General features: G+C 70.7%; 20 protein-coding genes. 9 read left to right on the top strand and 11 right to left on the bottom strand.

The annotated features are described in order from the left end of the window. The first annotated feature begins 2 nt into the window (after positions 1-2). From H976_RS0107430 to H976_RS25095, 4 genes are all read left to right on the top strand, one after another. Entirely contained in the window at positions 3-881 is an 879-nt protein-coding gene (locus H976_RS0107430; RefSeq protein WP_027861023.1) for a MarR family winged helix-turn-helix transcriptional regulator, read from the top strand. Positions 882-950: 69 nt separating this feature from the next. Continuing rightward, positions 951-1,973: a CE1758 family FMN-dependent luciferase-like monooxygenase gene (locus H976_RS25100; RefSeq protein WP_051276405.1), complete on the top strand. Its 1,023-nt coding sequence runs from the start codon at positions 951-953 to the stop codon at positions 1,971-1,973. Between the two features lie 136 nt (positions 1,974-2,109). After that, entirely contained in the window at positions 2,110-2,745 is a 636-nt protein-coding gene (locus H976_RS0107420; RefSeq protein WP_051276403.1) for an FMN reductase, read from the top strand. Positions 2,746-2,804: 59 nt separating this feature from the next. Then, positions 2,805-3,632, top strand: a complete 828-nt coding sequence (locus H976_RS25095; protein ID WP_081682738.1) for a formate/nitrite transporter family protein — start codon at positions 2,805-2,807, stop codon at positions 3,630-3,632. A gap of 33 nt (positions 3,633-3,665) precedes the next feature. Here H976_RS25095 and H976_RS0107410 read toward each other — a convergent pair whose 3' ends face one another. Genes H976_RS0107410 through glgX form a run of 7 tightly spaced genes read right to left on the bottom strand, consistent with a single transcriptional unit; the run spans position 3,666 to position 14,827 of the window. Next, entirely contained in the window at positions 3,666-3,989 is a 324-nt protein-coding gene (locus H976_RS0107410; protein ID WP_027861021.1) for a nuclear transport factor 2 family protein, read from the bottom strand. Further along, entirely contained in the window at positions 3,989-6,061 is a 2,073-nt protein-coding gene (locus tag H976_RS0107405; RefSeq protein ID WP_027861020.1) for an elongation factor G-like protein EF-G2, read from the bottom strand. The genes H976_RS0107410 and H976_RS0107405 overlap by 1 nt, the downstream gene beginning before the upstream one ends. A 52-nt stretch (positions 6,062-6,113) precedes the next feature. Then, on the bottom strand, positions 6,114-7,031 hold the full coding sequence (locus tag H976_RS0107400) for a M15 family metallopeptidase (protein ID WP_231388826.1): 918 nt from the start codon (positions 7,029-7,031) through the stop codon (positions 6,114-6,116). Positions 7,032-7,072: 41 nt separating this feature from the next. After that, complete coding sequence (locus H976_RS25090) at positions 7,073-8,524, bottom strand: Coenzyme F420 hydrogenase/dehydrogenase, beta subunit C-terminal domain (protein WP_155918050.1); 1,452 nt, start codon at positions 8,522-8,524, stop codon at positions 7,073-7,075. Beyond that, positions 8,521-10,311 (bottom strand): malto-oligosyltrehalose trehalohydrolase, encoded by a 1,791-nt coding sequence (gene treZ / locus H976_RS25085; protein ID WP_051276399.1) that lies wholly within the window; start codon positions 10,309-10,311, stop codon positions 8,521-8,523. The genes H976_RS25090 and treZ overlap by 4 nt, the downstream gene beginning before the upstream one ends. Next, the gene (gene treY, locus H976_RS0107385) at positions 10,311-12,566 is read right to left on the bottom strand and encodes a malto-oligosyltrehalose synthase (RefSeq protein ID WP_027861018.1); all 2,256 of its coding nucleotides are present in this window, start codon (positions 12,564-12,566) and stop codon (positions 10,311-10,313) included. The genes treZ and treY overlap by 1 nt, the downstream gene beginning before the upstream one ends. Continuing rightward, a complete protein-coding gene (gene glgX / locus H976_RS25080; RefSeq protein WP_081682737.1) occupies positions 12,563-14,827 on the bottom strand; it encodes a glycogen debranching protein GlgX in 2,265 nt (754 codons plus the stop codon). Before glgX ends, treY begins: the two co-directional genes overlap by 4 nt. A gap of 271 nt (positions 14,828-15,098) precedes the next feature. Here glgX and H976_RS0107375 point away from each other — a divergent pair, with 271 nt between their 5' ends. Together H976_RS0107375 and thpR are read left to right on the top strand one after the other, a co-directional pair. Beyond that, entirely contained in the window at positions 15,099-16,547 is a 1,449-nt protein-coding gene (locus tag H976_RS0107375; protein ID WP_027861017.1) for an MDR family MFS transporter, read from the top strand. 27 nt (positions 16,548-16,574) lie between these two features. Next, positions 16,575-17,180: an RNA 2',3'-cyclic phosphodiesterase gene (gene thpR, locus H976_RS25075; protein WP_051276397.1), complete on the top strand. Its 606-nt coding sequence runs from the start codon at positions 16,575-16,577 to the stop codon at positions 17,178-17,180. Here thpR and H976_RS0107365 read toward each other — a convergent pair. After that, positions 17,119-18,468: a deoxyribodipyrimidine photo-lyase gene (locus H976_RS0107365; protein WP_027861016.1), complete on the bottom strand. Its 1,350-nt coding sequence runs from the start codon at positions 18,466-18,468 to the stop codon at positions 17,119-17,121. The genes thpR and H976_RS0107365 overlap by 62 nt on opposite strands. 48 nt (positions 18,469-18,516) lie before the next feature. On the opposite strand from H976_RS0107365, the gene H976_RS0107360 reads away from it, so the two are divergent. Further along, entirely contained in the window at positions 18,517-19,239 is a 723-nt protein-coding gene (locus H976_RS0107360) for a CPBP family intramembrane glutamic endopeptidase (protein ID WP_036225200.1), read from the top strand. Here H976_RS0107360 and H976_RS0107355 read toward each other — a convergent pair. Next, the gene (locus H976_RS0107355) at positions 19,236-20,123 is read right to left on the bottom strand and encodes an NAD(P)H-binding protein (protein WP_027861014.1); all 888 of its coding nucleotides are present in this window, start codon (positions 20,121-20,123) and stop codon (positions 19,236-19,238) included. The genes H976_RS0107360 and H976_RS0107355 overlap by 4 nt on opposite strands. Positions 20,124-20,193: 70 nt before the next feature. Between H976_RS0107355 and H976_RS0107350 the strand changes: the two genes are divergently transcribed. Next, positions 20,194-20,835, top strand: a complete 642-nt coding sequence (locus H976_RS0107350; protein WP_027861013.1) for an NADPH-dependent F420 reductase — start codon at positions 20,194-20,196, stop codon at positions 20,833-20,835. A gap of 118 nt (positions 20,836-20,953) precedes the next feature. Next, complete coding sequence (locus H976_RS0107345; protein ID WP_027861012.1) at positions 20,954-21,586, top strand: amino acid-binding protein; 633 nt, start codon at positions 20,954-20,956, stop codon at positions 21,584-21,586. A gap of 278 nt (positions 21,587-21,864) precedes the next feature. Here the strand turns inward: H976_RS0107345 and H976_RS0107340 are convergent, their stop codons facing one another. Further along, positions 21,865-23,556 (bottom strand): chaplin family protein, encoded by a 1,692-nt coding sequence (locus tag H976_RS0107340; RefSeq protein ID WP_155918046.1) that lies wholly within the window; start codon positions 23,554-23,556, stop codon positions 21,865-21,867. A 283-nt stretch (positions 23,557-23,839) separates the two neighbouring features. Beyond that, complete coding sequence (locus H976_RS0107335; protein ID WP_027861010.1) at positions 23,840-24,664, bottom strand: hypothetical protein; 825 nt, start codon at positions 24,662-24,664, stop codon at positions 23,840-23,842. Positions 24,665-24,686 lie beyond the last annotated feature (22 nt).

Below are 24,686 nucleotides of genomic sequence, written 5' to 3'. Positions count from 1 at the left end.
GAATGTCCACGCTCCTGGGCGACGTACGCCGGTTCAACCGCACGGTCACCGAGCACATCGGGGTGCTCTCCGACCACTTCCTCGGCCGCGGACTGAACCCCAACGAGGCCCGCCTGCTCTGGGAGATCGGCCCCTCCGGCAGCGAGCTGCGTGCGCTGCGCGCCCGGCTCGACCTCGATTCCGGCTACCTGACCCGGCTGGTGCGGAGCCTCGTCGACTCCGGCCTGGTGAGTGTGGTGCCGAGCCCGGCCGATGGCCGCATCCGGCTGGCTCGACTGACCACGAAGGGGATGACCGAGCGGGCGCGGCTGGACGAACGGTCCGAGGAGTTCGCCCGCGGGCTGCTCGACCCGCTGACCGAGGACCAGCAGCACGAGCTGGTCGACGCCATGCGCACCGTCCAGCGCCTGCTGGCCGCCGCGACGGTCGAGATCCGTCGGGTCGACCCCGAGCACCCCGACGCGCAGCGCTGCCTCGCGGCCTACTACGCCGAGCTGGACGCCCGGTCGGGGACGCGCTTCGACCCGACGACGGGATCAACGGCCGAGCCGGCCGAGGTGCGGCCCCCGCACGGCGTCTTCGTGGTGGCCTATCTGCGCGGCACCGCGATGGGCTGCGGCGCGCTCAAGCACCACGAGGGCGGGATCAGCGACGTCAAGCGGATGTGGGTGCACGACGGCGCCCGGGGTCGTGGCGTGGGGCGACGGCTGCTGGAGGACCTGGAGCGACAGGCGGTCGAGCACGGCGACGCCGTCGTACGGCTGGAGACGAGTGCGTTGCTCAGTGAGGCGATCTCCCTCTACACGTCGGCCGGCTACGTCGAGGTGGCCCCGTTCAACGACGAGCCCTTCGCGGACCACTGGTTCTCCAAGACGCTGTGAGCCTCGTCGTGGAATAGTGGGGAGCGAGTTGTCGTTGAACCGGCAACTACTTCTAGCGGAGGCAATCTGATGGAGTTCGGCATCTTCACCGTGGGCGACGTCACCACCGACCCCACCAACGGACGTACGCCGACCGAGCACGAGCGCATCAAGAACACCGTGGCGATCGCCTTGAAGGCGGAGGAGATCGGTCTCGACGTGTTCGCCACCGGCGAGCACCACAACCCGCCGTTCGCCGCGCCGGCCAGCCCGCCGGTGCTGCTCGCACACATCGCCGCCAAGACCGAGCGGATCAAGCTCTCCACCTCCACGACGCTGATCACCACCAACGACCCGGTGCGCATCGCGCAGGACTACGCCTACCTCCAGCACCTCGCCGACGGCCGCATGGACCTGATGCTCGGGCGCGGCAACACCGGCCCGGTCTACCCGTGGTTCGGCAAGGACATCCGCGAGGGCATCCCGCTGGCGATCGAGAACTACGCACTGCTGCGTCGCCTGTGGCGCGAGGAGAACGTCGACTGGGAGGGCAAGTTCCGTACGCCGCTCCAGGGCTTCACCTCGACGCCGCGTCCGCTCGACGACGTACCGCCCTTCGTCTGGCACGGCTCGATCCGCAGCCCCGAGATCGCCGAGCAGGCGGCGTACTACGGCGACGGCTTCTTCTCCAACCACATCTTCTGGCCGGCCTCGCACACCGCCCGCATGGTCGACTTCTACCGCCAGCGCTTCGAGCACTACGGCCACGGCAAGGCGGAGGACGCGATCGTCGGCCTCGGCGGCCAGGTCTACATGGCTAAGACGCACGAGCAGGCCGTCCAGGAGTTCCGTCCCTACTTCGACAACGCACCGGTCTACGGCCACGGGCCCTCGCTCGAGGAGTTCACCCGCGAGACGCCGCTGACGGTCGGCACGCCGGAGGAGGTCGTGGAGCGCACGCTCTCCTTCCGGGAGTACGCCGGCAACTACCAGCGCCAGCTGTTCCTCGTCGACCACGCCGGCCTGCCGCTGACGGCCGTGCTCAAGCAGCTCGACCTGCTGGGCGAGGTCGTCGCCGAGCTGCGCAAGCACACCGAGGAGGCCGCGGCATGACATCACCCCACGACGTTCTTCTCCTCCGCAACGCTTCACCCCACGTGATTGCGGCTTCCTCCGCTTCGCTCCCCCAGCACACAATCCCGCGGGGGCCCCAAGCGGCTCCTACGAACAACGCCGCAGGGACCCCGAAATGACGCTCCACGTGGCTGGCCGCGAGCCGTCGCACCGGATCGCCGTCGTGTCGGCGGGTCTCTCCGACCCGTCCTCGACCAGGCTGCTGGCCGACCTGCTCGGATCGGCGACGGCTGCTGCACTCGGCAACACCGAGGTCGAGGTCGTGGAGCTCCGCCCGCTGGCGCACGCGATCACCGATGCGCTGCTCACCGGCTTCCCCAACAGCGAGCTGACTCAGGCGATCGGGACCGTCACCGGCGCCGATGCCGTCATCGCGGTGACGCCGGTGTTCAGCGCCTCGTACTCGGGGCTGTTCAAGTCGTTCTTCGACATCCTCGAGAACGGCGCCCTCGACGGCACCCCGGTGCTGGTCGGCGCGACGGCCGGCACGGCGCGGCACTCGCTCGTCCTCGAGCACGCCCTTCGTCCGCTGTTCGGCTACCTGCACGCGGTCGTCGTACCCACCGCTGTCTTCGCCGCCAGCGAGGACTGGGGTGCCTCGGGGGGCTCCGACGCCCTGCGCCGCCGCATCGACCGCGCCGCCGGAGAGCTGGCAGCTCTCGTCGAGTCGCGCCCGGCCGCCGGCCGAGGCGACCAGTTCGACCGCGACATCGCCGCCATGGGCTCCTTCGAGGACCTGCTCGGCAGCTGAAGGCATCGAGTTGGCCCAGAAGGGCACGTGGGGGAGGTGCCCTTCCAACGAGTAGCTGAATGAGCAGGCCGTCCGGCGGCTCGCGCGACGTCAAGGCCCCCAAGGGCTCCCGCGAGGAGCCGGAGATCGAGGAGACCTTCGACCGGCTGGTCGACGAGGGCCACACCCGTCTCGACCGTCCGCTCCTGCCGCTGGTGGCGACCGGCTTCCTGGGAGGGGTCGACGTCGCGATCGGGGTCCTGATGTACCTCGTGGTCGACACCAAGACCGGCAACCCACTGCTGGCCTCCCTCGCGTTCACGGTCGGTTTCGTGGCCCTGCTGCTGGCCAACAGCGAGCTGTTCACCGAGAACTTCCTGGTCCCGGTGATCTCGGTGGTGGCCAAGGTGGGCACCGTGGCCCAGCTCGTGCGGCTCTGGGGAGTCACGCTGGTGGCCAACCTGGTGGCCGGGTTCGTGATGGCCGGGATGATCGTGGTCGCCCTCCCCGACGTACACGACGCCGCGGTCGAGGCGGGGTCGCACTACGCCCACCTCGGCGTGTCCTGGCGCTCGTTCTTCCTCGCGGTGCTGGCGGGGGCCGTGATCACGCTGCTGACCCGCATGCAGCACGCCACCGAGGCGCTGGGGCCTCGACTGGTCGCGGCCGTGATGATGTCGTTCGTCCTCGTCGGCGCCCAGCTGTTCCACTCCGTGCTCGACTCGATCCTGATGTTCTGCGGACTGCTGACCGGCAAGGCCGACTACGGCTGGCTCGACTGGCTGGGCGCCCTCGGCTGGTCAGCCTTCGGCAACCTCCTCGGCGGCCTCGTCCTGGTCACCTCCGCCCGCCTCCTCCGTGTCCCCCACCGGGTCGAGGAGAGCCGCGAGGAGGGCCAGACCGGCTGATCTGGTGGTCTCTCCAAGGGCCGGAGGCAAGGGTCAGTCCGCGCGGATGATCATCCGCTTCACGCGGTCTCCGGCGACCTCGAAGTAGAAGTCGCTCACCCCGTTGAAGCCGCCGCCGCTGACCTGGAGGGTCACCACCAGGCCCGAACCCTCGGTCCGCACACGCATGACCTCGAAGTGTGCCTGCCGGCCGATGTTGTCCGACTCGTTCCAGGACCCCACACCTTCGTGTCCCGTGAAGCCGCGGCCCCAGTCCTCGAGGTAGGCATCGTCGGTGAACGCATCGACGAAGGCCTGCCCATCGCCGGCGTTCGTCGCCTCGATCACCCGCGTCACCGCAGCTGGAACGTCCACCACTAGCCCCGCCCCTCCACCCTCCGCGCCAGCTCATCCGGCATCGGCTCGTAGTGGGCGAAGGTACGGGTGAAGGTGCCGGCGCCGTGGGTGGTGGCGCGCAGGTCGATGGCGTAGCGGACCAGCTCGGTCTGGGGGACGTGGGCGCGGACCAGGGTGCGCTCGTCGCTGCCCTCCTCGGTGCCGAGCAGGCGGCCGCGGCGCGCCGAGAGGTCGCTCATCACCGAGCCGACGTGCTCGCTCGGGATGAGCACCTCCACCTCGTCGTACGGCTCGAGCAGCGCCAGCTCCGCGGCGTCGGCGGCCTCGCGCAGCGCGAGCGCGCCGGCGCTCTGGAAGGCCGCGTCGGAGGAGTCGACGCTGTGCGCCTTGCCGTCGGTGAGCGTGACCCGGAGGTCGACCACGGGGTAGCCCTTGGTGACGCCGCGCTCCATCTGTGCGCGGACGCCCTTCTCCACCGAGCCGATGAACTGACGGGGTACGGCGCCCCCGACCACCTTGTCGACGAACTCGAACCCACCGCCCTGGGGAAGTGGCTCGACCTCGATGTCGCAGATGGCGTACTGGCCGTGGCCGCCGGACTGCTTCACGTGCCGGCCGTGTCCCTTGGCTGGTGAGGTGAAGGTCTCGCGCAACGGGACGACGACCTCGCGCGGCTCGACCGCGACGCCGTAGCGGCTGCGCAACCGGTCGAGGGCCTGGTCGGCGTGGGCCTCGCCCATCACCCAGAGCACGACCTGGCCGGTCTCGGCGTTCTGCTCGATCCGCAGGCTCGGGTCCTCGGCCCGTAGCCGACCCAGGGCCGTGGAGAGCTTGTCCTCGTCGGAGCGCGAGGCGGCCTCGATCGCGACCGGCAGCAGGGCGGTCGGCATCGTCCAGGGCTTGAGCACCCGCGGCTGCTCCGGGCTGGACAGCGTGTCACCGGTCTCGGCCCGGCTCAGTCGGCCGATGGCCGCGATGTCGCCCGCGACCACGCGCGCGGCCGGCACCTGGTGGGCGCCGAAGGGGTGGGCCAGGGCACCGATCCGCTCGTCCTCGTCGTGGTCCTCGTGGCCGGAGTCGCCGGCGAAGAAGGCCGAGAAGTGGCCGGAGACGTGCACCGACGCGTCAGGGACCAGGGTGCCGGAGAAGACCCGCACGATGCTGACCCGGCCGACGTACTGGTCGCTGCTCGTGCGCACCACCTCCGCCACCAGTGGCCCGTCGGGGTCGCAGGTCACGGCGCCCGCACCGGCGCCGCTCGGGGTGAACGACTCCTGGGCCGGGTGCTCGGCCGGAGACGGGAAACCGCGGACGCACAGGTCGAGCAGCTCTGTGCACCCGCGGCCATCGGTGCCACACACGGCCAGCACGGGATGGAGCCGGGCGCTGGCCACCGCCGTCTCCAGGTCCTTGACGAGCAGGTCCTCGTCGACCAGGCCACCATCGAGGTAGCGGTCCATCAGCGACTCGTCCTCGGACTCCTCGATCACCGCCTCGATGAGCGTCCCCCGGCGGTCGTCGTCGACCGACCCGCCGAGCAGTCCGGTGACTCCGTCCTCGCTCGGTACGACGACCGGCAGCACCCGCTCGCCGAACGCCTCCCGTACGCCGCGCAGGGTGCCGTCGAAGTCGGCGCGGGCGTGGTCGAGCTTGGTCACGACGACCGCCCGCGGCATGGTGACCGCCTCGCACTCGCGCCACAGCTGACGGGTGCTCTCGTCGACCGCCTCGTTGGCAGCCACCACGAACAGTGCGCAGTCGGCCGCGCGCAGACCGGCGCGCACCTCGCCCACGAAGTCGGCGTAGCCAGGGGTGTCGATCACGTTGATCTTGCAGCCGGCGTGCACGACCGGCGCCACCGCCAGCGAGCTCGACCGCTCGTGGGCGCGCTCGCCGTCCTCGAAGTCGCAGACGGTGTTGTGCTCGGCGATGGTCCCGCCCCGGGTGACCGCCCCCGACGCGAGCAGCAGCGCCTCGGCCAGCGAGGTCTTGCCCGACTGGCTCGGACCGACGAGCACCACGTTGCGCACCTGCTCAGGTGAGGACACCTCGAGGCGATGGCTGGTGGCGCGGCCGCTGTTCCTCTCCGCCATGGGTCCAACCAACTCCTCTGCTCGCCGCGGCACAAGACCCGGCGAGTGGAAATCAGGTGCCGTTCCGGGAGAAGTGCTGGAGGTCCTTCAGCGAGTGCCAGGTGCCGCCCCACGTCCAGCCGATCGAGTCGAACGCCCGCACCACCGGGCCGTCGGGCTCGATCATCCCCGGCCGCACCCACCCGCGCCGGAGGTACGACGAGGCGAGCTCCGGCAGCACCAGGTCTCCCTTGGTGTAAGGGTTCTGGAACGGGTTGACGTCGATCGCGAGCCCGTACGCGTGCTGGGAGTACGACGTCGCACCCACCGTCGGCCGGCAGTTGAACGCGCCGGTGTCGTTCCCGTCACCGGTCGGTGGCGCGTCCAGCTCGTCGGCACGGGTGATCCGCATCTCCTCGATGGGGAACTGCGCGGCGTACAGCTGGCGGAACACCGAGACGAGGTCGTCGGCCACGGACTTGTTCACCAACAGCTCGCCGGTGTGCCGCTTGCCGTCGAAGCCGACGAAGGTCAGCCGCACCCAGGAGAGGTCGGTGGCTGCCACCGGGCACCCCGGTTTCCACGTCGAGCGGGCGATGACGTCGGCCGGTGCCGGCGTGGTCACTCGCGACGCGAAGCCCGTGCCCGGCAGCGGGGGGAGGGTGTCCGGCAGCGTGAACCTCCGCCTCACCAGCTCGGGCGGAGTCGGCTCGATCGTGCCGAAGCCGTCGGCGGTGCGCGGCAGCGCCCGCTTGCCCAGCCAGCTCGGCGGTGTGGCGCCGATGACGGGTCGGTCGGTCGGTCGCGGGCTGGCCGACGTCCTCGGTGGTGGAGAGGTGGGAGACGACGTGGGGGCCGCGCTCGGGCTCGTCCGCGGGGTCGGGGCCGGTGCCACCGCCGGGGCATCGGTGCCACAGGCCGTCAGGCACAGCAGGAGGGCCAGCGCAGTGCCGGCGCTCGCGCGGTGGCCTCGACCGGTCGTGGGTCTCACGTTCCCCATCGTCCCGCGGGACCCCTCACGCACTGACCGGGTCAGTTCTGCCGCTGGCGTCCGACGATGCGGCGCAGGAACGCCTCGCCCTTCGGCGGGAGCCGGTGGGCGATCTTGGCGGCGGCTCGACGCCAGAACGTGGTCACCCGGGTGCCGTCGTAGCGCTGGACGAGCGGCTTCATCGTGCGCCTGAAGTAGTCGAGGTCACCGCGCCGGCGGGCCTCGAGGTACGTCGCCGGGGAGGCGATGGAGATGGCCTCCCGGTTCAGCATCCGCTGCGAGAAGGGGCTGTCGAGCTCGGACTCGGCAAGCGGCTCGACCCGCTTGGTCGGAGCCCAGATGCCCTGTCGGGCACGGTTGCCGAGGCGGACCGCGAGACCCGGGCGACGGTGCCGGACGGCGCCTGCCTGCGCGGCGGCGACGTCCTCGGCCGTCCACGGGATGACATCGAGCTCACCGTCGGCCTCACCCTCCTCGAGCATCCTGGCGGCGAGCTCGGACCGGGCGATGGCGAGGTTGGCCCCCTGCCAGTCGGCCATGAACGGATCGAGCCAGGCGTCGCCGAGGCTGATGTCGGCGGTCTCACCGACGATGTCGTCGCAGTAGTCGCAGGCGCCGAGCTTGAAGATCCCCATCCCCCAGTCGGCCATCGGGATGTGCTCCACGCCGAGCACCACGTCCTCGCCCTCGCGCGGTGTGGCGCGCACGCAGTAGCGGTTCGGCGGGCGCCCGGGCTCCTTGTGGCGGTAGTCGATGTCGAGCAGGTTGGTGGGCTGGATGCCGGCCGACCACCCGACGTACTCGGAGTAGAGCGTCGACTTGTAGTGGCCGCACACGAGCGAGCTGGTGAAGGTGATCCGCTCGCGCAGCACCTCGTCGGCGTCGGTCAGCAGGCGCACGGCCTTGATGAAGCAGGGCACGCCGACCACGGCGTACCGGCCGGGCTGTTGGCGGACGTCCTCCATGACGTCAGCGAGGGTCTGCACGTGGTAGCGCGACTTGCGGCCGGACAGGAGCTCCTCGACGCTGCGCGAGATCGTGTACCGCGAGAGGGGGTTGGGCAGCCCTTCGAGCGTCGACGCGACGTGGACCACGGCATCGATCTCTCCGCTGCTCAGCAGTCGATGGAGGACCCAGGAGGTCATGCCGCCCGACGTGCCGCGGTCACGAAAATCGCCGCCGGCCACGTGCCCGGCGACGATCTTGCGGGAGTGTCCGACGACCTCGTGATGGGAGGCGCCGTCGCCCGCATACAGGTCCGCCCCGATCGCGTCCTCGTCGCGGGAGCTGTTGGAGAACGGGCACACCTTGCTCGTGTCGGCCAGGACCTGCTCGTCGAGCTGGTCGAGCTCGCGCCCGTCCCGGGCGAAGGGGAGGTACTCGCCGCGCTCGGTGAGCCGCATCTCGAGATGCTCGGGCGCCGTCACTGCGCACGCGCCACACCCCACACAGACGCCGGACGAGACGACGAGGGGAAGGTCGCGTGACGTCACGGCGACAGTTTAGGGCGCTGGCCGCCGGTGCCGGCTCTCGGGCCGACAGCCGGACCGAGCAGCACCCCGGCGTGCGGAGGCAGGTCGAGTCGTCCGTCGGACAGCGATGGCCCGGCCGGCGTACGGAAGAGCAGGTCGTGATCACCCTCGACGAGGAGCTGGGCCGCCTCGTCGCCGAAATTGACGGCGACCAGGAGGTCTCCACGGCGCATGGTGAAGACTCGGCGACCCTCGTCGGCGGTGCACGACACCGAGCCGAACGAGGGGTCGGTCAGCTGCGGGAGCGAGCGGCGGAGCTCGGCCAGGCGCTGGTACGCCGCCAGCACCCGCGCGTGCGGGTCGTGCTCGATCTCGGACCAGTCGAGCCTGGAACGGAGGAAGGTCTCCTCGTCCTGCGGGTCCGGCACCAGCTCGGGGTCCCAGCCCATCTGCGCGAACTCCTTGATCCGTCCCTCGGCGGTGGCCGCCCCCAGCTCCGGCTCGGGATGGGAGGTGAAGAACTGGAACGGCGCCGTGGCGGCCCACTCCTCGCCCTGGAACAACATCGGCGTGAACGGCCCGGCCAGGGTGAGCAGCGCGGCACAGAGCAGCTGGTCCTCGTCGAGGCGCTCGGTGAGCCGGTCGCCGGCGGCGCGGTTGCCGACCTGGTCGTGGTTCTGGTTGCACACGACCAGCCGCCAGGTGGGCATGGTCGCGGTCGGCACCGGGGAGCCGTGGTCGCGTCCGCGGAAGGAGGAGAAGGTGCCGTCGTGGAAGAAGCCGCGCTCACACACCTTCGCCAGCGCGGACAGCGGTTCGAAGTCGGCGTAGTAGCCGCTGGTCTCGCCGGTCAGCGCGACGTGCAGGGCGTGGTGGAAGTCGTCGCTCCACTGGGCGTCGAGGCCGAGCCCGCCGACCTCGCGCGGCAGCACCATCAGGGCGTCGTTGAGGTCGGACTCCGCGATCAGGGTCAGCGGGCGACGTAGGTGGGCCGAGAGGGCACCCACCTCGATGCCGAGCTCCTCGAGCAGGTGCACGTCGGACTCGTCGGAGAGCGCGTGCACGGCGTCGAGCCGGAGCCCGTCGACGTGGAAGTCGCGCAGCCAGGTCAAGGCGCTGTCGAGGATGTAGCGGCGTACCTCGGCCGAGCCCTCCCCGTCGAGGTTGACCAGGGAGCCCCAGGTGTTCTGGCCCTCCGTCTTCAGGTACGGACCGAACAGCGGCAGGTAGTTCCCCGAGGGCCCGAGGTGGTTGTAGACGACGTCCTGCACGACGCCGAGACCGGCGGCGTGGGCGGCGTCGACGAAGCGTTGGTACGCCGCCGGGCCGCCGTACTGCTCGTGGACGGCCGACCACAGCACGCCGTCGTACCCCCAGTTGTGGGTGCCGTTGAAGGCGTTGACCGGCAGCAGCTCGACCAGGTCGACGCCGATCGCGGCGAGGTGGTCGAGCTTGTCGATGGCGGCGTCGAGGGTGCCGTCGGGGGTGAAGGTGCCGAGGTGCAGCTCGTAGAGGACCGAGCCCGCGAGCTGGCGACCGGTCCACCGATGGTCGGTCCACTCGAACTCGGACGGGTCGAAGGTCCTCGACCGCTCGTGCACGCCGTCGGGCTGGCGCCGCGACCTCGGGTCGGGCAGCACCTTCTCGGACTCGTCGAGCAGGTAGCCGTAGTCGACCTCGGGGTCAGGCACCTGCCCGGCCGGGGTCCACCAGTCGTCGGCACCGCGCGTCATCTCGACGACCTCGTCGCCGACGGACAACCGGACTCGGGCGGGGTACGGCGCCCAGACGTCGAACCTCCCGCGCATCAGTCCTCCTTCACCAGCAGGGCCACCGCGCCATTGCCGAGGACGTCAGTGACTCGCCTCGTCCCGTCGGGCAGGAGCAGCACGGTCTCGCCCCAGCCACCCCTGGCCTCCAGCCCGAGCGGCAGCCGGGTGACGACGGTGATCGCACCACCTCGGTCGAAGGCCAGCACGTGGTCGGCGGCCGCCCCGTCGGCCGCCACGGCGGCGTACGACGTGAACAGCTCGGGTCGGTCGCGACGCAACCGCAGCGCCTCGGCGGTGAGCGCTTGCTTGGGATTCCAGCCGTCGGCGAGCGAGGCCCAGGCGGCGTCGAAGTCGACCGGCCGCCGGTTGTCGGGGTCGACCAGGCTGAAGTCGCCGAGCTCGGTGCCCTGGTAGACGTCCGGCACGCCCGGCAGCGTCAGGGACAGCAGCTTGGCGGCCATCGCGTTGCTGCGACCGGCGGGCTCGATCCTGGCGACGATCCCCTCCAGGACCGCGGCGACCGCACTGTCGTCGTACGCCGCATCGAGCGCGGCGTGCACACGGGCCTCGAAGTCGGCATCGGCGTCGGTCCAGGTGGTGTGCTCCCCGCCCTCGCGCATCGCCTTCTCGGCGTAGGCGTGGATCCGCTCCCGCGAGATCGGCCACGCCCCGACGGCCGCCTGCCAGAGCAGGTTGGCCAGCCCGGCGTCGGGCATCGGCGCCAACCGCTGGAGCTCGGTGACCGCCGACTCCCACTCGCCGGGGACCTCGGCCAGCGCGGTGATGCGGGCGCGCACGTCCTCGGAGCGCTTGGTGTCGTGGGTCGACAGGGCCGTCATCGCGTGCGGCCAGTCGCGCTGTCGGGCTGCCATCGCGTCGTGGAACTCGTCGGGCGAGATCGCGAAGATGTCGGGGTCGCCGCCGACCTCGGTGAGCGAGGTCAGTCGCGAGGTGCGGTAGAACGCGTTGTCCTCCACGCCCTTGGCCATCACCATGCCGCTGGTCTGCTGGAAGCGCAGGGCAGCCGGGGCCTCGGGGTCGGCCAGCACCCAGCCGAGGTCGTCGACCACGGCGTCGAGGTCGGGTCGTGCGGTCCGCGCGGCGGCGAGCGCGTGCTCGAGGTGTTCGCGGCCGTCGGGCAGGTAGGAGCGGTAGACCGGGAAGCAGGCCAGCAGCTCGGCCACGGCGTCCTCGAGCTGCTCGTGGCTGTGCGGCAGCAGGTCGGGCAGCTCCCGGACGATGCGCCGGGTCTCGGCCAGCAGGCTGCCGTCGGCCACGGCTCGCTTGCGGTCGTGCACCAGTGCGTGCCAGTCCTGGTCCTGACCCCGCAGCCGCCGGTCGAGGTCGGTCAGCGGCTCCTCCCCGGCCGGATCGGTGAGCACCCGGTCGAGCAGCGCGAGCACGTCGTACCCGGTGGTGCCGTCCATCGCCCAGCCGCGTGGCAGGTCCTCACCGGGCTCGAGGATCTTCTCGACCAGCGTGTAGCCGCCCGAGGTGAGGTCGGCGAGGTGGTCGAGGTAGCCCTCCGGGTCGCGCAGGCCGTCGGGGTGGTCGATGCGCAGGCCGTCGACGAGTCCCTCGTCGAACCAGCGGCGGACCTCCGCGTGCGTGGCGGCGAAGATCTCCGGCACCTCGACGCGTACGCCGGCCAGGGTGGTCACGGTGAAGAAGCGACGGTAGTTGAGGTCGGAGTCGCCGCGCCGCCAGCCGACCAGCTCGTAGTGCTGCCGGGCATGTACCTCGTCGGCGCTGCCGTGGTCCGTCCCGGGGGCGATCGGGAAACGGTGGTCGCGGTAGCGCAGCTCGTCGTCGACCACAGCGAGGTGCCCGGTCGGGTGCCCGTCGCGGGGGAGGTCGTCGTCGCCGAGGACGGGAAGGCGCACCCTGCCGTTGCCGAACTCCCAGTCGATGTCGAAGGCCTCGGCACGCCGCGAACCGGGCCCGTGCTCGAGCACGTCCCACCACCACGGGTTGGTGGCCGGTGTGGCCACGCCGACGTGGTTGGGCACGATGTCGACCAGCACCCCCATGCCGAGGCGACGCGCCTCGGCGCTGACCGCGGCCAGGCCGTCGGCGCCGCCGCGGGACGCGTCCACGTGGTCGAAGGAGACCACGTCGTAGCCGTGGGTGCTTCCCGGCTCGGCTGCCAGCAGCGGCGAGAGGTAGACCCAGTCGACGCCGAGCTCGTGCAGGTAGGGCAACCGCTGGGCCGCCTCGAACAGGTCGAAGTCGGCGGTGATCTGGAGCCGGTACGTCGAGGCCGGTCTGCGGGGCTGGGGTCCTGCGGTCACGGGCGGCTCCCGCGCCGGGTCCCCGCCTGAGCGCCCGCCTGGTTCCCCGCCTGGTTGCCGGTCTGGTTGCCGGTCTGGTGGCCGGTCTGGTGGCCGGTCTGGGCGGCCAGTGACGCGGCCACCGAGTGGTCGGGCTCGACCTCGGGCTCGCGGTGCTCGCGGAGCACGACGACCGAGCGGTACTGCAGCTCGAAGGAGTCACCGGCGGCGTAGCTGCGGCCGTTGTCGGCCACCCCTCCGGTGTCGACGATCACGTCCCACTGCTCGGCGTACTCCGCTGGGGGCAGGGTCAGCTGCAGGGTGTCGCCGACGTTGAAGAACAGCAGGAAGTGGTCGTCGGTGATCGGCTCGCCGCGGGAGTCGCGGCCGGCGATGCCGTGGCCGTTGAGGTACATCCCCAGCGTCTTGCCGCCGCTGTCCCAGTCGCCGTTCTCCATGGTGCGGCCGTCAGGGTGCAGCCAGACGATGTCGTCGAGCTTCTCGCCGCTGCGCACCGCCGTGCCGGTGAAGAACTGCTTGCGACGGAACGTCGGGTGCTCGCGGCGGAGCCGGATCAGGGCCGCAGTGAACTCGACCAGGGGAGTGTCGACCTGGTCCCAGTGCATCCACGAGATCTCGGAGTCCTGCGCGTAGGTGTTGTTGTTGCCGTGCTGGGTGCGACCGAGCTCGTCGCCGTGCAGCACCATCGGCACTCCCTGGCTGAGCAGCAGGGTCGCCAGCAGGTTGCGCTGCTCGCGGGCACGCAGCGCCCGGACGTCCGGGTCGTCGGTCGGACCCTCGACGCCGTGGTTCCAGGACCGGTTGTGGCTCTCGCCGTCGTTGTTGTCCTCGCCGTTGGCCTCGTTGTGCTTGTCGTTGTAGGAGACCAGGTCGAGCAGAGTGAAGCCGTCGTGCGCGGTCACGAAGTTGATGCTCGCGAACGGGCGCCGGCCCGAGTTCTCGTAGAGGTCCGAGGAGCCCGCGATGCGCGAGGCGAACTCGCCCAGCGCCGGTTCGCCGCGCCAGAAGTCGCGCACCGTGTCGCGGTAGGCGCCGTTCCACTCGGTCCACTGCGGCGGGAAGTTGCCGACCTGGTAGCCACCGGGCCCGACGTCCCACGGCTCGGCGATAAGCTTCACCTGGCTGACCACCGGGTCCTGCTGGACGAGCTCGAAGAAGGTGGAGAGCCGGTCGACCTCGTAGAACTCGCGGGCCAGGGTGGAGGCGAGGTCGAAGCGGAAGCCGTCGACGTGCATCTCGGTGACCCAGTAGCGCAGCGAGTCCATGATCAGCTGCAGCGAGTGCGGGTGGCGCACGTTGAGCGAGTTTCCGGTGCCGGTGTAGTCCATGTAGTACTTCGGGTCGTCCTCGACCAGGCGGTAGTAGGCCTGGTTGTCGATGCCCTTGAAGCTCAGCGTCGGCCCGAGGTGGTTGCCCTCGGCGGTGTGGTTGTAGACCACGTCGAGGATGACCTCGATACCGGCCGCGTGCAGCGACTTGACCATGCCCTTGAACTCCTCGACCTGCTGGCCGAGGGCGGACGGATCGTTGGCCGTGGCGGCGTACTCCGCGTGGGGGGCGAGGAAGGCCAGGGTGTTGTATCCCCAGTAGTTGCGCAGCCCCTTGTCGAGCAGCGTGCTGTCCTGGACGAACTGGTGCACCGGCATCAGCTCGATGGCGGTGACGCCGAGCCGGGTCAGGTGCTCGGTGATCGCGGGGTGCCCGAGGCCGGCGTACGTCCCACGCAGCTCCTCGGGTACGTCGGGATGGAGCACCGTCAGGCCCTTGACGTGGGCCTCGTAGATGACCGACTCGTTGTAGGGGATGTCGAGCGCGCGGTCACCCTCCCAGTCGAAGAACGGGTTGATCACGACGGCGTGCTGCATGTGCGCCGCCGAGTCGTCGTCGTTGCGGGAGTCGGGATCGCCGAAGTTGTAGCCGAACAGCGACTGGTCCCAGTCGATCTCGCCTGCGGTCGCCTTGGCATAGGGGTCGAGCAGCAGCTTGTTGGGGTTGCACCGCTGGCCCTGCGCGGGGTCCCAGGGGCCGTGCACGCGGTAGCCGTAGCGCTGCCCCGGGCGCACCGAGGGCAGGTAGCAGTGCCAGACGTAGGCGTCGACCTCGGTGAGCTCGATCTTGGTCTCGGTCGTCCTGCCCCGCGGGCCGACGTCGAACAAGCACAGCTCGACGCGCTCGGCCACCTCGCTGAACAACGCGAAGTTGGTGCCGGTGCCGTCGAACGTGGCGCCGAGGGGGTAGGCCTTGCCGGGCCAGATCTCCAAGGTGTGCTCCTGGGTGAGTCGGTCTTGAACGATCAAACTACCGAGGGCATCCGGGGTACCCACAATCAGCGGGCGCAGCGCTGCCGGGGGTGAGGCGGTCGTCACGCTGGGGGTGGGCGAGCGTCGGTTTCCCCGGGCGACCGGGGAAACTGCCACCGGACGGCCGATACTTCACCCTTCCGCCTACAGAGTTGCCCACCCGCCCTGTCCGATTCCGCGATCGCGAGATCCCGCGGGAATGTACGACGTTGCACCCTGGTTGCCGCCTCACGTGACGTCGACCGAGATCACCCGCGCCAGCGTCGGCCTGCGCAGCGAGCGGGGCCCGGTCCTGTTGGCGGTGATGCTCAGCATCGGGCTGGTCGCGATCGACGCCACCATCCTCGCCACCGCGGTGCCCGCGATCGTCGGTGATCTGGGCGGGTTCACCCAGTTCCCCTGGCTGTTCTCGGCCTACCTGCTGGCCCAGGCCGTCTCGGTGCCGATGTACGGCAAGGTGGCCGACCTGATCGGCCGCAAGCCGGTGATGCTGGTCGGGATCGCGCTGTTCCTGTCCGGCTCGCTGATGTGCGGCCTGGCCTGGAGCATGACCAGCCTGATCGTGTTCCGCGTCGTCCAGGGGCTCGGCGCCGGCGCCGTCCAGCCGATGGGCATGACCATCGTGGGCGACATCTACAGCCTCGCCGAGCGGGCCAAGGTGCAGGGCTACATCGCCAGCGTCTGGGCCATCTCCTCGGTGGTCGGCCCGACGCTGGGCGGCGTCTTCGTGGACTACTTCAGCTGGCGCTGGATCTTCTTCGTCAACCTGCCGATCGGTGCGCTCGCGGCGCTGGTGCTCGTACGACGGTTCCACGAGGACGTCGAGCGCAGGAGCCACCGGATCGACTACCTCGGCGCCGGTTTGCTCGCCACCGGCGGCACGCTGTTGCTGCTCGGTCTGCTCGAGGGAGGCCAGCGGTGGGCCTGGGACTCGGGGACGAGCGTGCTGCTGTTCACCCTCGGGCTCGTCTCGCTCGTGCTCTTTGCGCTGGTGGAACGCCGGGCCGCCGAGCCGGTGCTTCCGTTGTGGGTGATGGGCAACCGGACCCTGATCGCGGCTAACCTCGCTGCCCTGGTCGTGGGCGTGCTGACGCTGGGGCTGACGTCGTACGTGCCGGTCTTCGCCCAGGGCGTCCTCGGCCACGGCGCCATCGTCGGTGGCCTGGCCCTGGCGGCGATGACGATCGGCTGGCCGATCGCGGCCTCCATCTCGGGCCGCTTCTACCTCACCATCGGCTTCCGGCTGACCCTGCTGATGGGCGGCGCGTTCGCTGTCGCCGGGGCCGCCCTGCTGCTGCCGGTCGACGCGAGCAGCAGCGTCTGGGCCCTGGCCGGTCCCTGCTTCGTGATGGGGCTCGGGTTCGGGTTCGTCGCGAGCCCGGCCGTCATCGCCGCCCAGTCGACGGTCTCCTGGCAGCACCGCGGCGTGGTCACCGGCACCAACATGTTCGCCCGCTCGCTCGGCAGTGCCCTGGGTGTCGCGGCGTTCGGTGCCATCGCCAACGGTGTGGTCCGGGAGCAGCTTGGCCACTCGGCGGCCGGACTCGAGCACGTCGCCTCAGGTGTCCTCGAGCCGGCCCTGCACGACGTCTTCCTGGCCTCGGCCGGCCTGGCGGTGTCATTGCTGCTGATCGGGGCCCTGATGCCCAACCGGATCGTGGAGCACGACCCCTCGGCCTGACGCGGTGGTCGGTGCGAGGGTGGGGCCATGACACGGATGTTCGTGGCGGCGATCCCGCCGGACGAGGTCCTCGAGGACCTCGAGGCGTTCGTGTTGCCGCGTCGTGGCGCGGTGCCCTTTCGCTGGACCGATCCCGAGCAGTGGCACCTGACGCTGGCCTTCTCCCGGGACGTCCCGGAGCGTGCACACGACGACCTCGTGGACCGGCTGGCCCGTGCCGCCCGGAAGCGCAGCCCGATCGAGGCCAGGATCCTCGGCGGCGGTGCCTTTCCCAACGTCGGGCGGGCCAAGATCGTGTACGCCGGAGTCGAGACCGACCGCGAGGAGCTGCGCCGGATGGCGATCGGCGCCCGGGCCGCCGTCGCGAGGGCCGGCGCCGAGGTCGACGGCCAGCACTTCACCCCTCATCTGACACTGGCCCGGATCAGCAAGGGCGTCGAGGCGAGCAGGATCGTGCAGCTGCTCGATGCGTACGCCGGCCCGCCATGGACCATCGAGGAGATGACCCTCGTGGCGTCGTACCTCGGGGAGGCTCCGCGCAACCGCGCCCGGCACGAGGTCGTCGAGACGTTCAGGCTCGGCCGCGCTGGTAGCGATCCAGTGCGCGACGACGCTCCTCCGCGTGGTCGATGATCCGCTGCGGGTAGCCGTGGTCGTAGCCGCCGTCGGCGTCCCACGGCTCGTGCGCCGCCTTGCCGGACAGGTGCGCCAGCTCGGGGACCCAGCGGCGCACGTAGTCGCCGGCCGGATCGAACTTCAGCCCCTGCGTCACCGGGTTGAAGACGCGGAAGTACGGCGCAGCGTCGGTGCCGGTGCCCGCGACCCACTGCCACCCGTGGTTGTTCGAGGCGAGGTCGCCGTCGACGAGGTGGTCGAGGAAGTGCCGGGCTCCGAGCGGCCACCACACGTGCAGGTCCTTGGTCAGGAAGCTGGCGGTGATCATTCGCACCCGGTTGTGCATCCATCCCTCGCTGAGCAGCTGGCGCATCCCGGCGTCGACGATCGGGTAGCCGGTGGTGCCGCCCTTCCAGGCCTCGATCGCGTCCGTGGGCTCGTCGTAGGTCAGCCCGGCCACGTCGTTGAGGTCGGTCCAGGCCGAGTCGGGGTTGCAGAAGAGCACGTCGGCGTAGAAGTCGCGCCAGGCCAGCTCGTTCTCGAACGTGGTCGCCCCCGTGCTCCGGCGCGACGCGGTCTCGGCGAGCAGCTGGCGCGGGTGCAGGACGCCGTACTTCAGGTAGGGCGAGAGCCGCGAGGTCCGGTCGGCACCCGGGTCGTTGCGCAGGTCGTCGTACCCGTCGACGTCGCGGTCCAGGAAGGCGCGGAACCGGCGCCACGCGGCGTCCTCGCCGGGCGTCGGCATGCCGTCGGGCGCGTCGCGCAGCGCCTTGTCGAGCATGGCGTCCACCCGCTGGTCGTCCTCGGACTCCACCCACGCCACCTTGCGCGGGGCGGGCAGCGGGTCGTCCCAGCCGTGGCTGCGCCAGGCCCTGCTGTACGGCGTGAACACCTTGTAGGGACTGCCGGACCCGTTCACGACGGTGCCCGGAGCGACGGCGTACGGCGTGCCCGTGGCCACCCCCTCGACGTCATCGGGCAGCGCCTCGACGACGGCCCGGTCGCGGGCGCGGCCGTAGGGAGTGAAGTCGTTGGTCACGTGCACCTGGTCGGCCCCCACGCGCTCGGCCATCAGCGGCACCAACGACGCCGGCGTGCCGACCCGGACGCACAGCCGACCGCCCATCGACTCGTCGAGCGACCGCAGCGTCGCGGCCAGCCAGGCCCGGCGGGCCGGGCCGGCACCGGTCCACAGCGCGGGGTCCAGCACGAACAGTCCGAGCACCTCGCCGTGGTCGGCAGCCCGTCGCAGCGCCGGGTGGTCTCGCAGCCGCAGGTCCCGGCGGAACCACATGATCGACGTCATCCTCCGACCCTACGGAGGCCCGGTGACGGCCATGGCTAGCCTCGTGTCATGCGACGCCAGCTGGGACCACTGGTCCAGAGCCTGCGCTCCAGTCTCTGGGAGATGACGCCGCGCGACCACCGGCAGACCGCGCGCGAGTTCCGCCGTCGCCAGGTGGTCAGCGGCGTGGTGGTGGTGCTCGGCGCCCTCGTCCTCGGGTTCTCGCTCAGCATCCCGCCCGAGAACTCGGTGAGGTTCTCGCTGGCCACCCTCGTGCTCGCCGGGGTGTGGACCGTCGGCGCGTTCGCGTCGGGTCCGCTGCACCTCGGTCGGGCGGGCCGTCCGTCCGAACCCGACCTGATGGCGCCGCGTCCCGTCGTACAACCGCTGCTGATCGGTGCCCTGCTCGCCATCGTCTTCGTCATCGGCGCCTTCGTGGTGCGCGAGTTCCCGTGGCTGGACGAGCAGGTCAGCAAGGTCCTCGCGCACACCGGCCAGGGCAGTGCCGCCGTGCTGCTCCTGGTGACGGTCGTCAACGGCATCGCCGAGGAGCTGTTCTTCCGCGGTGCGTTGTACGCCGCGATCCCGCGCCGCCAGATCCTCTGGACGACGGTCGCCTACACCGTGGCCACGCTCGCCACCGGCAACGTGATGCTCGGCTTCGCGGCCATCCTGCTCGGAGTGGTCGTCGGTCTCCAACGAAGGGCGAGTGGCGGCATCTTGGCACCGATCATCACCCACCTGGTGTGGTCGGTGACGATGCTCTACGCGTTGCCGGCGATCATCCTCTAGCCCGTGCGCTCCTCCAGCGCACGGCGCACGGCCTCGGCGTACCCGATCGGCTCACCCGGCACCACGTCGCGGATCGACTGCTCCCTGACCAGCACCTCGGTGCCCATCGAGTCGATCAGGTTGCGCCCGGTGGTGACATCGACGTCGGTCACCAGGGCCAGCCAGTACGACGAGAGCCGCGGTGTCAGCACCGGCACCTCGATGATCAGCGCCTTGCGACCGGTGTCGATCTCCGCCGCGACTCGCAGCATGTCGACGTAGGTCAGCTGGTCGGGTCCACCGATCTCGAAGATCCTGCCGAACGCCTCCTCGCGGCCCGCGACGCCGACGAGGTAGCGGATCACGTCGTCGACGGCGATCGGCTGCGTCTTGGTGCTGGCCCACTTGGGCACCACCATCGCTGGGAGGTTCTTCACCAGCTGGCGCGTGAGCTCCCAGGAGATACCGCCGTGACCCACCACGATGGCGGCCCGTAGCACGGTGACCGGGACACCGGTGCTGGCGAGCAGGCCCTCGACCTCGCGGCGCGAGCGCAGGTGCGCCGACATGTCCTCGTCGTCGTCGCCGAGTCCGCCCATGTAGATGATCTGGCGCACTCCCTGCCGCGCTGCCTCCTTCGCGAATGCCTCGGCGGCCTGGGCGTCCTTCGCCTCGAAGTCGGCGTCGTCGAGGGAGTGCACGAGGTAGTAGGCGACCTCGATGTCGGTCAGCGGCGCGACCAGGGACTCGGCATCGAACACGTCCCCACCGACGGGATCGCCCGGTCCGTCGTAGGTGTCGGGGTGGCGGGTCATCGCGCGGACCTCGTGGCCCTGCTCGTCGAGAGCGGCCACGAGGCGGTGTCCGATGAAGCCGGTGGCACCGGTGACGAGGATGCGAGTCATGTCGCCACCCTAAGGACGTCCGCCCAGACGAGCCCTGCCCGCCCGCCGTGAACGGGCATAGCGTGAGGCCATGAGAATCGCAGTCATCGGCACTGGCGTCTTCGGACGGACGCTCGCGCAGGCCCTCCAACGGGCAGGCCACGACGTCGCCGTGGGAACCCGAGACCCCGGTGAGACCTCGCAGCGCGAGGACTGGCTCGGGGTCGACGTACCACTCCAGCAGCTGGCGGTCGTCGCCGGTGACGCCGAGCTGGTGGTCAATGCCACCAACGGCGGCGCCAGCCTGGCCGCCCTCGGCGAGGTCGGCTCCGACCACCTGGCCGGGAAGGTGCTCCTCGACGTGTCCAACCCGCTGGACTTCTCCCAGGGCTTCCCGCCGACGCTCAGCGTCAAGGACACCGACTCGCTCGCCGAGCAGATCCAGCGGGCGTTCCCGGACGCGAAGGTGGTCAAGGCACTCAACACGGTGACCGTCTCGGTGGCGGTCGATCCGGGTCTGGTCGGCAACGGGGACACGACGGTGTTCGCGGCGAGCGACGACGCGGAGGCGCGTGAGGTCGTCATCGAGTTGCTGCGCGAGCTCGGCTGGGTGGACATCATCGAGCTCGACGGGCTGAGCAACGCTCGCGGTCTGGAGATGTGGCTGCCGCTCTGGGTGCGCCTGATGGGCCCCCTCGGGACCGCGGAGTTCAACCTCAAGATCGTGCGCTGAATCTCGACTGATCGCTCGCTGCTCGAGCACCGACTCCGGACCGGCCGTCGGCCACCGGACCGCCCCGAGCCCGCGGAGGCGAAATCGCTGAGAAACACCGCTTCGTTAGGGTCGTCACATGTCCTATCTGCTCCGCGTCGCGTTGCCCGACGTTCCCGGTTCGCTGGGTCGTCTCGCATCCGCCATCGGTTCGGCGGGGGGCAACATCGACGCGATCGAGATCGTGGAGCGCAGCCACGACGGTCGCGCGGTCGACGACGTGTTCCTCGCCGCCGAGCCGGGAGTGATGCCGGACAGCATCATCTCGGCCTGCACCGCGCTGGAGGACGTGGAGGTGCTCTGGATCTCGCGCTACGGAGCTGGGTCGAACCTGACCCGTGACCTCGAGGTCGTCGAGGCGATGACCTCGGCGCCCGACCTGGCTCGGGACACCCTCGTCGACCTGATCCCGGCCACGTTCGTGGTCGACTGGGCGGTGCGCGTACGCCGCGAAGGTGACGGCGCGAAGATCCTGAACGGGTCACCCGCCGCACCGACCGAGGTGCCGGACCACATCCGGTGGCCCCGCGACCTCGAGCGCGGTCAGCGGATCGACGTACCCGATGCCGAGTCGGACCTGCTCGTCGCGGGCTGTGCCCTCGGCGAGGACGAGATGGTGGTCATCGCGCGCCGCGGTGGACCCGAGATCCTCGACTCCGAGATCGCCCGGCTCAGCCACCTCTCCGCACTCGCTGCCTCGATATCTCGCTGAGCTCCTCGCCTCCCGAGCCTGTCGAGCCTGTCGGCCCTGTCGAGCTCGCCGGGCCTGCTGGCGCGGCCGACCGGACCCCCGGCCCTCGTGTCACAGGAGGGTCGGGAGCCCGGTGGGAGCGGGCGGCCGTGGTTGTGCACCCGCTCCTGTCGTTCCCGCAGGTAACCGGCACCCACCGGGGGAGGGAGGTGTGTGTTCTCGGCTCCGGGGAACGGCGGTCTATCGGGCCAGCGTGCTGGCCGTCGGGATGGCCGTCGGGGTGGCCGTCGGGGTCCCGGTCAGCCGACCGGGTGGACCTCCCGTCCTTCGACGACCACGAGCGAGCGCCGACGCTGGCTGGCGACGAGCGCGAGGCCCAGCATCAGCATGGCCAGCCCGGCCACGCCCCAGAGCAGCAGTCCGGCGGCCACGCCGGTCTGCGGCAGCGCCCCGGCGACCCCGGTCGCGAGCGCGCCCTGCGGCAGCGTCGCGGACGTGGCTGACACGTCCGACCCGTTGTCACCGGCCGACGTCGAGCCGTCGCCGCCCGTGTCACCGGCCGGACCCTGGCCCGGCTCGTCGGTGTCGTCGTCGCCCGCGTTCGACTCCGTGTCGGGCTCGGTCGAGTTGCCGTCGCCGATGATCGTGACCTGGTTGCCGGAGGTGTCCACCGGTGCCTCGACTCCCGGAGACGTCTGGTTACCGGAGCCGGTGCCGTCCTGGCCGTCGGTGGTGTCGCCACCGGAGCCCTCGGTCGCCGTCTCGTCGTCAGCCGTCTCCGAGGTGTTGCCGTCGCCGATGACGGTCACCTGGTTCTCGCCGGCGTCCACCGGAGCGGTGAGGGCGGGGTCGGTCTGGTTGCCCGATCCGTTGCCGTTCTCGCCGCTGGTGGTGTTGCCGCCGCCCGTGCCGGTGGTGTCGCCCTCGGTGGTGGTGTTATCGGCGGTGTTGCCGTCGCCGATGACAGTCACCTGGTTGGCGGTGGCGTCGACGGGAGCGGCCGCACCGGCATCGGTCTGGTTGCCCGATCCGTTGCCGTCCGTACCCGACGTGGTGTTGCCCGTGCCCGGGTCGGACGCGGGGCGGTCGCTCGCGGTGGACTCACCTGTGCTGGTGTTGCCGTCACCGATGACGGTCACCTGGTTCCCGCTCGCCTCCACTGGAGCAACGGCGCCCGCGTCGGTCTGGTTGCCGGCCACCGTGCCATCGTCACCGGTCGTGGTCTCGCTCCCCGACCCCGCCGAGGAACCCTCGGTGGAGCTGGTGTCGGAGCTGTTCCCGTTGCCGATCACGGTGACCTGGTTGCCGGTCGCGTCGATCGGCGCGACTGCGCCGGCGCCGGTCTGGTTCCCGGCCACCGTGCCGTCCTCGCCCGTGGTGGTGTCGCCGGCCGAGTCGTCGCCCGTGGCACCCCCCTGGCCCGAGGAGCTGGTGTCGTTGGTGTTCCCGTCACCGATCACGGTGACCTGGTTGCCCGAGGCGTCCACCGGTGCTGTCGCGCCCGCCCCGGTCTGGTTGCCGGACCCAGTGCCGTCCTGGCCACTGGTCGTGTCGCCCGCGCCGGTCCCGGCGTCGGAGGACCCGGGCTCGGTGGACGGAGTGACGCCGTTGTCGCCCGGCTGCGCGTCGGCCACCTGACCGTCACCGATCACGGTGACCTGGTTCCCGGTCGCGTGCACCGGCGCGTCGGCCTGGGCGTCGGTCTGGTTGCCCGAACCGTTGGCCGAGGATCCGTCCGTGGTGTCGCCGGCCGAGCTGCCACCGGTGGCGGTGCCACCCGAGGTGGAGCTCTTGTTGGCGTTGCCGTCGCCGATCACGGTGACCTGGTTGTCGGAAGCGTCCACGGGTGCGGTCGCGCCGGCATCGGTCTGGTTGCCAGATCCGTTGCCGCCCTCACCGGTGGTGCTGTCGGGACCGGAGGACGCAGGTGCTGCGTCGTTCCCGTCGTGGGTGCTGCCGGAGGACGTGTTGTTGTCTCCGATGACAGTCACCTGGTTGTCGGAGGCGTCCACCGGTGCGGTGGCGTTGCCCCCTGTCTGGTTTCCGGACACGAGTCCGCTGGCACCCGACGTGGCGTTGGGTGCATCTGCTGCCGATGCTGTGGTCGCATATGCGATGCCAAGAACTGTGAATCCCCCGGCTATCGCAGTCGCGCACAGCGCTCGGCGTACATGGGTACGCATGTGCTGCTCCTTGACTGAGAGTGATGGGTGGCCCGAACAGGGCCACGGGTTCGTGCGTCCGTCGAGAACTCCGACGGAAGGCAGGACTCACTCAGTCAGGCGAGGAACCGGGCCGGTACGCCGGACCAACGGGCAGCCGCGCGAGGCGCCACGTGTGGTGGTCAGCAAGGACCGTGGGCGTCATGGAGTACGACTCCGTGATGCCGACCGGCGTTGAGGACGAGCTGGTCCCCGACCCACTGGGGGAAGAGCAGGGGCCGGGAAGCGAGGAGGGGCCGAGAGGGCGGTCACCGGGCGCGTCAGCGGGGGTCGACGTCTGGGCCCGGCCGGGTGCCGCGGACTGCTGCGAAGAGACCGAGGAAGAGTGCTCCGCCAGTGCGGCGTGCTCGGCCTTCGCGGAGTGACGCGATGAGTGGGAATTCCCTTGTCCTGTTGAGGATTCGGGCTTCGCGATCGCGTCCTTCACCGTCTCCTCGACGGCCGTGACGACCGGGCTGCCGGCGCTCGTCGTGATCACGGATCGGGTCTCGGCGACCGTCGTGGAAACGGTGGTGCGGATGGTCTGGGTGGCCTGGGTGGCGACCGGCGCCAGGGGCGTCGAGTCGACCACTGTGGACACCGTGTGCGTCACCGGTCGGGTGGTGTCCCTGACCTCGTGGCGCACCTGCTGGGTCGTGGTCTTCACGTCGTGGTGCGTACGACGGACGGCGTCCCGGACCGGGGTCAGGTGGTGCTGCGCCGGCACCTGCGACCGGACCTGGTCGAGCAGGTGGCGGTGCGGAGTGCTGTCGGCCTGGGCGACACCGGTCATCAGCGCCCACCAGATGGCGACGAAGCCACCAAGGATCAGCAGCGCCCTCAGGGCGTGCCGGGACGTCCGCTCATCAGCGGCCATCCCTTCGCCCGAGATCTGCATGTGCCTTGAATACCCCCTCGTA

Source organism: Marmoricola sp. URHB0036 (assembly GCF_000426045.1).
GTDB lineage: Bacteria > Actinomycetota > Actinomycetes > Propionibacteriales > Nocardioidaceae > Marmoricola.
The sequence above is the reverse complement of the archived record's forward strand: the minus strand, read 5'-3'. Positions and strand labels throughout refer to the sequence as shown.